Origin of the sequence: Gordonia sp. NPDC058843 (assembly GCF_042743165.1) — a bacterium.
Taxonomy (GTDB): domain Bacteria; phylum Actinomycetota; class Actinomycetes; order Mycobacteriales; family Mycobacteriaceae; genus Gordonia.
On sequence record NZ_JBHYNC010000079.1, the window covers coordinates 1 to 8,994 of the forward strand.

General features: G+C 68.3%; 8 protein-coding genes. 1 reads left to right on the forward strand and 7 read right to left on the reverse strand.

Annotated features, from left to right (window positions below):
* Nucleotides 1-230: 230 nt before the first annotated feature.
* From ACFW3F_RS25300 to ACFW3F_RS25315, 4 genes are read right to left on the reverse strand one after another with little or no spacing between them, the layout of a single operon-like run.
* The gene (locus ACFW3F_RS25300) at nucleotides 231-1,745 is read right to left on the reverse strand and encodes an acyl-CoA synthetase (protein ID WP_388062434.1); all 1,515 of its coding nucleotides are present in this window, start codon (nucleotides 1,743-1,745) and stop codon (nucleotides 231-233) included.
* A gap of 34 nt (nucleotides 1,746-1,779) precedes the next feature.
* Nucleotides 1,780-2,616, reverse strand: a complete 837-nt coding sequence (locus ACFW3F_RS25305; RefSeq protein WP_388062435.1) for an SDR family oxidoreductase — start codon at nucleotides 2,614-2,616, stop codon at nucleotides 1,780-1,782.
* A 44-nt stretch (nucleotides 2,617-2,660) separates the two neighbouring features.
* The gene (locus ACFW3F_RS25310) at nucleotides 2,661-3,458 is read right to left on the reverse strand and encodes a maleylpyruvate isomerase N-terminal domain-containing protein (protein ID WP_388062436.1); all 798 of its coding nucleotides are present in this window, start codon (nucleotides 3,456-3,458) and stop codon (nucleotides 2,661-2,663) included.
* Nucleotides 3,459-3,514: 56 nt separating this feature from the next.
* Nucleotides 3,515-4,969 (reverse strand): aldehyde dehydrogenase, encoded by a 1,455-nt coding sequence (locus ACFW3F_RS25315; protein WP_388062438.1) that lies wholly within the window; start codon nucleotides 4,967-4,969, stop codon nucleotides 3,515-3,517.
* A gap of 117 nt (nucleotides 4,970-5,086) precedes the next feature.
* Here ACFW3F_RS25315 and ACFW3F_RS25320 point away from each other — a divergent pair, with 117 nt between their 5' ends.
* On the forward strand, nucleotides 5,087-6,184 hold the full coding sequence (locus tag ACFW3F_RS25320; RefSeq protein WP_388062440.1) for an AraC family transcriptional regulator: 1,098 nt from the start codon (nucleotides 5,087-5,089) through the stop codon (nucleotides 6,182-6,184).
* On the opposite strand, the gene glsA is transcribed toward ACFW3F_RS25320, so the two are convergent.
* The 3 genes from glsA to ACFW3F_RS25335 all read right to left on the reverse strand — a co-directional run bounded on the left by glsA (nucleotide 6,103) and on the right by ACFW3F_RS25335 (nucleotide 8,842).
* Nucleotides 6,103-7,329 carry a glutaminase A gene (glsA, locus tag ACFW3F_RS25325; RefSeq protein ID WP_388062442.1) on the reverse strand — a complete coding sequence of 409 codons (1,227 nt, stop codon included), beginning with the start codon at nucleotides 7,327-7,329 and terminating at the stop codon, nucleotides 6,103-6,105. The two genes, ACFW3F_RS25320 and glsA, sit on opposite strands and share 82 nt — an antisense overlap.
* Before the next feature lie 21 nt (nucleotides 7,330-7,350).
* Nucleotides 7,351-7,722 (reverse strand): VOC family protein, encoded by a 372-nt coding sequence (locus tag ACFW3F_RS25330; RefSeq protein ID WP_388062444.1) that lies wholly within the window; start codon nucleotides 7,720-7,722, stop codon nucleotides 7,351-7,353.
* 238 nt (nucleotides 7,723-7,960) lie between these two features.
* Nucleotides 7,961-8,842: a helix-turn-helix domain-containing protein gene (locus ACFW3F_RS25335; RefSeq protein ID WP_388062446.1), complete on the reverse strand. Its 882-nt coding sequence runs from the start codon at nucleotides 8,840-8,842 to the stop codon at nucleotides 7,961-7,963.
* Nucleotides 8,843-8,994: the final 152 nt, after the last annotated feature.

Consider the following 8,994-nt stretch of genomic DNA (forward strand, 5'->3'; position numbering starts at 1 on the left):
CGTGGCTCGCTTCGCTCGCACCTCTGGGAGCATGGATTTCGGACACTCACGTGTGTTCTTTCGTGGTCCACGACGGCCGCCAGGCCGCAGATACTGAGGTGGGAGGAGCGTAAGCGACGAGCCACGAAGGGCCTGGTGAGGCACCTTGGGAGCCCCTTCGTGGCTCGCTTCGCTCGCACCTCAGGGAGCATGAATGTCGGACGCCCGCGTCCGCTCCCTGCCTCGAAGGGTCAGAGCTTGCGCTTGACCAGTTTGCCGGTCGGCGTGCGCGGCAACGTGTCCCGGAAGATCACCTCGCGGGGCAACTTGAACCGCGCGATCCGCGGTCGCAGGTGCTCCAGCAGCGCGTCGGCGAGGTCGTCGTCCCCGGTCTGCCCCTCGACGGGTTGCACGACTGCGGTCACCCGCTCGCCGAGATCGGGGTCGGGCACACCGATGACCGCGGCATCGAGCACCGACGGGTGGGCGAGGAGCGCGTCCTCGATCTCCCGCGGGTAGATGTTCACCCCGCCCGAGATGATCAGGAAGGAGTCCCGATCGGTGAGGAACAGGTGGCCCTCGTCGTCGACGAAGCCGACGTCGCCCGTCGTCGTCCAGGTGGGATGGTCGGGATGCTGTGCGGCCCGGGTCTTCTCGGGATCGTTGTGATACTCGAACGGCAGCTGGTCGCGCTCGAAGAAGATCGTGCCGATGGTGTCCGCCGGCACCTCGGCTCCCGAGGGGTCGCAGACCCGGATCGTGCCCAGTACCGCCCGTCCCACGGTTCCCGGATACTCCAGCCACTCCGGCGTGTCGACGATGGTGAGGCCGTTGAGTTCGGTGGACGAGTAGTACTCGGAGAGGATGGGTCCCCACCAGTCGATCATGGCTCGTTTGACGTCGACGGGGCACGGCGCCGCGGCGTGTACCGCGACTCGCAGACTCGACGTGTCGTACCGGCCGCGCACCTCGTCGGGCAGACGAAGCATGCGCACGAACATCGTCGGCACCCACTGGCTGTAGGTGACGCGGTGCTCTTCGATGAGCGCGAGCGCCCGTTCCGCGTCGAATCGCTCCATCACCACGACGGTACCGCCGAGTGCCTGCACGGAGGCGCAGGTCCTCAGCGGCGCAGCGTGATACAGGGGCGCGGGCGACAGATACACCGTGTCGGGCCCGACGCCCCACACCGAGGAGTTCATCGCGGTCATGGTGTCGCCGGGCTCGTCGATCTGCCGATTCGGCAGCTCGGGTTTGATGCCCTTGGGGCGGCCGGTGGTGCCGGACGAGTAGAGCATGTCCGCGCCTCGCGGCTGGTCGGTGGGCGGGTCGGTCGGTTGCGCCGACGCGGCGGCGTCGAGGTCGTCGTGACCCTCGATCCGACCGGAGTAGGCAAAGCGCGTCTCGACGCCGGGGGTGAGCGGGATCAGTTCGGCGCCGACGTCGGCCAGGGCGGCGTCGACGATCAGGGCCTTCGCGCCGCAGTCGGTCACGATGTAGGCGCTCTCCGCGGCGGTGAGGTGCCAGTTCACCATGGTCAGGTAGAGGCCGGACCGCATTGCCGCCCAATAGATGTCGAAGACGCGCGCGGTGTTCGTGGCGAGCACGGCGAGGTGGTCGCCCGGCCGCAGGCCACGGTCGGCCAGGGCCCGGGCGACCTGGATGGACCGGGTCTCCAACTGGGTGAACGTGACCGTCTCGCCGCCGTCGGCCATGATGACCGCTGGGTCGTGCGGGCGGGTGGAGAGGTGAGCTCCGGGGTACATCAACACTCCTCGTCGATGAGTGGGGCGAGTCGATCTAGTACAGGTAGTCCTCGCCGCTGGCGCGCACGGTGACGTCGGAGAGGCTGATGCCCCAGGGCTGGTCGATGACGTGGACGACGGCGTCGGCGAGGTCGTCCGGCTTGATCAGCCAGTACTTGATCGAGTCGACGTCGGTGAGTTCGGCGGGCAGGTCGTCGTTGATGAGGGCGTTGACGTGCTCACCGTAGGACGCGGCCCGCTGGCCGACGAGGCCCATGATCGCGGTGTCGTTGACGATCCAGCTGGCGAGGTTGGTGCCGGTGATACCCGTCGGCTTGACGGTGGTGACCTTGATCTTGCCCTTGGCCTCGATGCGCAGCGAGTCCGAGATGGTGGTGACCGCCGCCTTGGTCGCGCTGTACACGCCCGAACCCTCGATGCCGGCGTTGCCGTAGATCGACGAGATGTTGACGACCTGGCCGCGACCCTGGGAGATCATCTGGTCGTAGACAGCAGAGATGCCGTTGACGACGCCCTTGATGTTGATGTCGATGGCGGCGTGCCACTTCTGCCACGCGCGGGCGTGGTCGGCGAAGTAGGCCAACGGCATGACGCCTGCGTTGTTGACGAGGACGTCGATGGCACCGAACTTCTCGACGGCGGCAGTCGCCGCCGCGGCGACCTGCTCCATGTCGGTGACGTCGGCGACCTGCGCGAGAGCCGAACCGCCGGCTGCGCGAATGCCCTCGACGACGCTGGTGACGTTGTCGGCGTTGACGTCGACTCCGACGACATGTGCGCCGGCGGCCGCGGTCTTCTCCGCGATGAGCTTGCCGAAGCCGCTGCCGGCTCCGGTGATGACGATGACCTTGTCCTTCAGGTACTCGGACATGGGTGTACTCCGTTCTGGTAGAGACGATTCAACGATGGGTCGCGTCAGACGATGTCGACGGCGTCGAGGACACCGGCGACGTGCTGCCGGTCGCCGCCGATGGTGACCGCCGACCGCCAGGCACTGCGGGTGGTGCCCCAGCGCAGGAAGTCGGCGGCCGAGGAGGTGGCGACATCGGCCGGCAGGTCACCGGTCTCGCGCACGGTGACGATCGTTCCGGCGGTGTCGCGGTCGAGGACGAACGAGCGGGTGGTGGCACCGGTGAGATGTAGACCGATGGGTCGCTCGAGTGTGGGATACAGTGCGGCGCCGTTCATCTGCGGCAGCCCGGCGATCATCCAGTCGATGGCGGGATCGATGGCGGCGCTCACCGGCACCTCGGCGGAATCCAACGGCCCGAAGGGCTGCAGGAGGTCGCTGGTCAGGTGCACCAGGTGGTCGAAGGCGACGGCGTCGCTGAGTTGCCGCAGCCGATAGGTACCCAGGTCCAGCATGTCCAGCGGCTGGTCCCGTAGGTCCTCGCCCTGTAGCGCCACCAGAGTGGCGAGGCCGGCCTCGGACTGCGCGCGGTAGTACTCGACGGCCTGCTCTGACGTCCAGTCGGCGCGCTCACGCACCGCGGCGTCGTTGAGCCGCTCGGACTTCCCGCTAGGATTGTCAGGGAAGACCAGGTTGGGGTCGGCGATGAAGTTGAAGAAGAACCCCATGTGGGTGACGACGTCGTGTACGCGCCAGCCGTGGCATGCGCTGTCGGCCGCCCAGTCGGCGGGCGTGAGTCGGTCGAGTAGTGCGAGGGTGTCGTTCACCAGTGCCTTGGCGGCGGTGACTCCGGCATCGGACATGGCCGATCGCCTCCTTGGAAATCGTTGTGCGAGAGGTGTTGTGCGGCGAGTGTGGTTCAGCCGGGCAGGAAGATCGACTTCAGGTTCTGGTAGGCGGCCAACCCCTCGGGGCCGAGTTCGCGGCCGATGCCGCTGGCCTTGACGCCGCCGAAGGGCGAACCCCAATCCAGGTTGAAGTAGTTGACGCCGAACGATCCGGTCTCGACGCGGCGGGCGACGTCGACGCCCCGCTCGGGGTCGGAGGTCCACACCGTTCCGCCGAGTCCGTACGACGAATCGTTCGCGAGAGCGATGGCGGCGTCGACGTCGTCGTAGCGCAGGACGGTCAGGACGGGGCCGAAGACCTCTTCGCGGGCGATGGTCGCCGAGTTGTCGACGCCGGCGAAGACGGTCGGCTCGACGAAGAACCCGCGGTCGACACCCGACGGGGTCCCGCCGCCGGTGGTGATCGTGCCGCCCTCGCTGCGCCCGCGGTCGATCAGGGACAGGACCCGATCCCGGTGCCGGCCACTGGCGAGCGGACCGACCGCCACGGTCTCGTCCATCGGGTCGCCGACGGGAAGCGATGCGCACATGGCGCTGATTGCGTCGAGGTACTCGTCATAACGGCTGCCGGGCACCAGGATTCGGGTGGACATGTAGCAGGTCTGGCCGGTGTTGAGCAGGGAGGCGGTGGCGAGTCCACCGACGGTCTGCTCGAGGTCGGCGTCGTCGAGCACGAGGGCCGCGGACTTGCCGCCGAGTTCGAGGGTCACCGGGCGGATGAGTTCGCCACAGACGCGGCCGATCTCGCGACCGGCCGGGGTCGAGCCGGTGAACGCGACCTTGTCCACGTGCGGGTGCGACACCAGGTGTCGTCCGATCTCGCTGCCGCCGTTGACGATGTTGAGGACGCCGGCGGGCAGCTCGGCGGCGATGGCCGCCTCGGCGAGGACGTAGGCGTCCAGGCTCGTCTCGGGCGACGGTTTGAGGACGACGGTGCAGCCGGCGGCCAGCGCGGGAGCGATCTTGAACATGGAGAGGATCGCGGGGAAGTTCCACGGCGCGATCGCCCCGACGACACCGATGGCCTCGCGGCGCACGATCGTCGAACCGGGCAGCGGTTGGCTGGTGCGGGTCTCCTCGACCGGGGTGGCCTCGACGAGGTCGGCGTAGTACCGCAGCAGCTGGACCGGTGCGGCGCCCTCGGCGAAGCGCGCCAGCGCGATGGGCATCCCGTTCTCGGAGGTCACTGCCGACGCGCGGTCCTCGGCACGCTTGTCGAGTTCGTCGGCGAACCGGCGCAGATGTGCGGCGCGGTCGGCCGGGGAGAGGTCGCGCCAGCCCGACGACCGGAACGCGGTGCGGGCGGCCGCGACCGCTGCGTCGACGTCGGCGGTGGTCGCCTCGGGTACCGAACCGAACTGTTCCTCGGTCAGCGGCGAGATGACCGGGATCGTCGCCGAGCCGGACGGCGCGCGCCAGCCGCCGTCGATGAAGAAACTCGTGCGAACGGTGTCGATGGTGGTCATCTCGGTACTCCTTGCTGCTGTGTCAGCCGTCGAGCGTCCGGCCGTGTGTGTCCATCATCACTCTGACCCGGCTCGGGTTTCTTGACATCTCATGACATCTATTTGACAGTTGGTGCCATGGCCGATCTGATCTGCGCGTCGTCGCTCAGTCAGCTGCCCGAACTGATCTCCGAACACGGCGGCGACGCCCGCGCGATGCTGGCGCGCGTCGGGGTCGACCCGGCGGTCGTCGGTGCCTACGACAGGTTCGTCCCGTTCACCGCTCTGTCCACGGTCATCGGCCTGTGTGCCGCCGAGTTCGGCGTGCCCGACTTCGGGCTGCGCCTCGCTGCCCGGCAAGACCCCGACATCCTCGGACCGGTGGCGATCGCGGCCCGCAACGCCGAGACGGTCGGCGATTCCTTCCAGCAGATCTCCGCCTTCGCGCACGTGTACAGCCCGGCGATCACCGCGCAGATGCACTACGGCGAACGCGAGGTCGCCTACGAATTCGACACGGTGCTCAAGCGGGTGCCGTACCGCCCGCACGTCGTCGAACTCGCGATGGGCGTCACCCGGTCGACGTTCCGCATGACGCTGGGGCACGACTTCCGGGCGTACCGGATCACGCTGGCCCACCCGGCGATGTCCGAGCCGCGCGTCTACACCGACTATTTCGGCTGCCCAGTGGAGTTCGAGGCGCCGGCCAATCTGGTGGTCTTCCCGCGCGGGGTGATGCAGCAGACGCTGCGGCGGGTCGACCCCCTGGCCTACGACGTGGCGATTCGGTTCATGACCGGACACGATCGGGAGACGGCCTTCGTCGATGCGGTGTCGGCGCTGATCGTGCGGGCACTGCCCGCCGGTGCCGCCACGCTCGACGCGGTGTCGAAACTGCTGATGATGCATCCCCGCGCGGTACAGCGGGGTCTGGCCGACGACGGCGCGACGTTCGAGCAACTCGTCGACGACGCCCGCCGCGACCTCGCGGTCTCGCTGCTCGCGAATCGGGGTGTCCCGCTGGCCGCGGTGGCACGACAGATCGGGTACTCCGAGCAGAGCACGCTGACCCGGAGTTGCCGACGCTGGTTCGGGATGCCGCCGCTGGCCAAGCGGCGGGAGCTGACCGCCGTGGGTGTCGGAGAGGCGGGGCGTCAGGCGTCCGCGTCGGGGTCCCGGTTCGACGAGTCGTCGGGATCCATCAGGTCGTTCGGATCCTCGATACGCACGTCGTAGTCGTCGCAGAGGCGGCGGGCCACCTCGCTGATGAGCCGACGGGCAGCGTCGTCCATCACCCGGACGTGAGTGAGGTCGAGAACGATCGACTCGGTGTCGAATCCCTCGCAGGCGCGGCTGGCGACGATCTCCGCCCCGGCGAAGCGCAGGTCGCCCTGGAGTTCGACGACGGTGGCGCCGTCCCGCTCGCTCACCGAACGCAGCGCGGGCCGCCCGGTGGGAGCCACGTGCATCATGTGCAGTTCCATGTCGCGGGACAGACGTTCGAAGACCGCGACACCGCGCACACTGTTGCCCTGCTCGTCGAGTTGCGGCGACCACACCGCGAGCCCGACCTGCCCGGGCAGCACCCCCAGGATCGCCCCGCTGACACCGCTTTTCGCGGGGATACCCACGGTTGCCATCCAGCTGCCACTGCCGTCGTACATGCCGCAGGTCGCCATCACCGACAGCACGTGCCGGGTGATCCAGCCCTCGAGGAGTCGTTCGTCGCCGGATGTCGACAGTCCGCCGTTGGCCAGCACCGACCCCATGACGGCGAGATCGCGGCAGGAGACCCGGATCGAACACTGCGCCGCGTAACCGTCGACGACCTCATCGGGTTCGCAGTCGAGCTTGCCGGCCGAGCGCAGCAGATAGGCCAGGGCCGTGTTGTGGTCGTCGGAGGCGAGTTCTGCGCGGTGGACCTCCTTGTCGACCGCGACCCGGCGGCCGGCGAGGGTGCTGATGAGATCGATGACGCGGTCGGCCCGGTCGGTCGCGTCGGAGCCCTCGATCATCCCGTGGACGGCGACCGCGCCCGCGTTGATCAGTGCGTTGCGCGGCCGACCGGTTTCGGCCTCGAGGGAGATCTCGTTGAAAGCGTCTCCGGACGGCTCGGTGTCCACGCGTTCGAGCACGGTGTCCAGTCCCCGGTCCCGCAGGGCCAGCGCGTAGGCCGGCACCTTGCCGATGGACTGGACGGAGAACTCGTGGTCGGCGTCGCCCGCGGTGTACACGGTGCCGTCGATGGTGGCCAACGCGATTCCGAACGACGACGGGTCCGCCTGTCCGAGTTCGCGATTGCCGGTCGCGATCTCGCCCCCGTCGTCGTCGCGGCAGTCACTCAGAACTCGATGGAGGTAGTCGTCGATGGGGGAGCGCATATCCCACGGTATCCGCCGGACTCAGTTCTGGCGGTACGGCATGTACTGCACGGCCCAGTGGTTGCCGTCCGGATCGTCGAAAGACACGAAGTGGCCCCAGGCCTGCTCGTCGACCTCGCCGGGGTCGACCCCCGCCGCGAGGAGCTGCTCGCGGGCCTCGTTGATGTCGGTGACCACGACCTGCAGACCCTTGACCGACCCGGGTTCGGCGTCGCTGAGGCCCTTGCCGAACGCGATGGAACAGGCCGACCCGGGCGGGGTCATCTTGACGAACCGGATCTCGTCGGAGACGACATGATCGTGGTCGAGGTCGAAGCCGATCTTGGAGTAGAAGTCGCGCGCCCGGTCGACGTCGCTGACCGGCAGGATGACGAGTTCGAGTGTCCAGTTCACGGTTCCTCCTGAGGTTGTGGTGTGACACCAGCCTCTCAGGAGATGCGGACAGATACGGTCCTTATTCGACGACGTTTTTGTCGCCCGCCCCCTGAGGAGGCCCGGAGCTTGCGGAGGGCCGTCACGAAGGGTCATCCCGGCGTCGGAGGCCACATCGAACCCGGCGGCGATGAGGCGAAGCCTCACGATCGACTCGGTCCCCGACTGCCGAACCTGCTCACGGGGACGAGATTTCCACTCAACCGGCCGAGAATCGGACCGCGGCCCGGACCTGGGCGGCGACAGCGCGCCCGGCGCCGAGGGGCCAGCGGTGCATGACGTAGTCGGCGGCCTGGTCCACGGTGAGCTGACGGGTGGAGTTGCCTGCGCGCACCCAGAACTCGGGCGGAGCGTTCTTGCCTGCCCTCAGATAGACCGGCCGCGGCGACGGCGAGCACGTCACGCGGCACACCGGAACGCTCCCCGCTTCGCCGGTCCGCGTGACCGACTCGACGGCGATCCCGACAGCCGTCGCGGTGTTCTGGCCCAGGGTCGTCGTCAAGAGGTCGCGAAGCCACAGTTCGAACCGGTCGGCGTCGGGCACCTTCAGGGTCGCGAAGTCGGGTTCGAGGCCCAGGGGCGTGCCGTCGTCGGCGACGCCGATGAGGAGGGTTCCACCGTCGGAGTTGAGGAACGCCGACACCGTTTTGACGATCACCTGCTCCATCCGGGGATCCTTCTCTCCGTTGCGCAGGTTCACCCGGGCGGTCGACTTGAACTCCAGACGATCGGACTCGACCTCTGAGAGCAGTTGCGCGAGAGTCGCATTGCGCTGTCGCTGCAACCGGGCGGCCACTGCTCCGTACGCAGCGACCGCGACGACCGAACTGACGAGTCCGAGCACCACCGTGGTCACGCTCCACACCCGGAGATGCTTGTCGACGAGGCCGGCGATGTAGAGGCCGAGGGCGGTGGCCAGGATCGACAGCACCATCGCCGTCGTCGCGTCGAGGCGGGCGCGTCTGCGCAGCAGCCATCGGGCCACGACGCCGAACACCCACGCGACCACCAGCACCAGTACCAGCGCGGTGGCCGTCGCCCAGACCGGTACCGCGAATTCGAGTCCGCCGATCGTGCCCACACCGTTTTATAGCCCGAAGCCGCGAGTACCGCGGCTTCGGGCTATCGATTCGGGCGAGGGGTCAGACGGCGTCGCCGCCGTCGATGCTGCCGAAGTCGCCGACCTCGACGTTGCCCTCGTCGTCGACGGCGGTGTCGAAGGTGCCGTCGCCA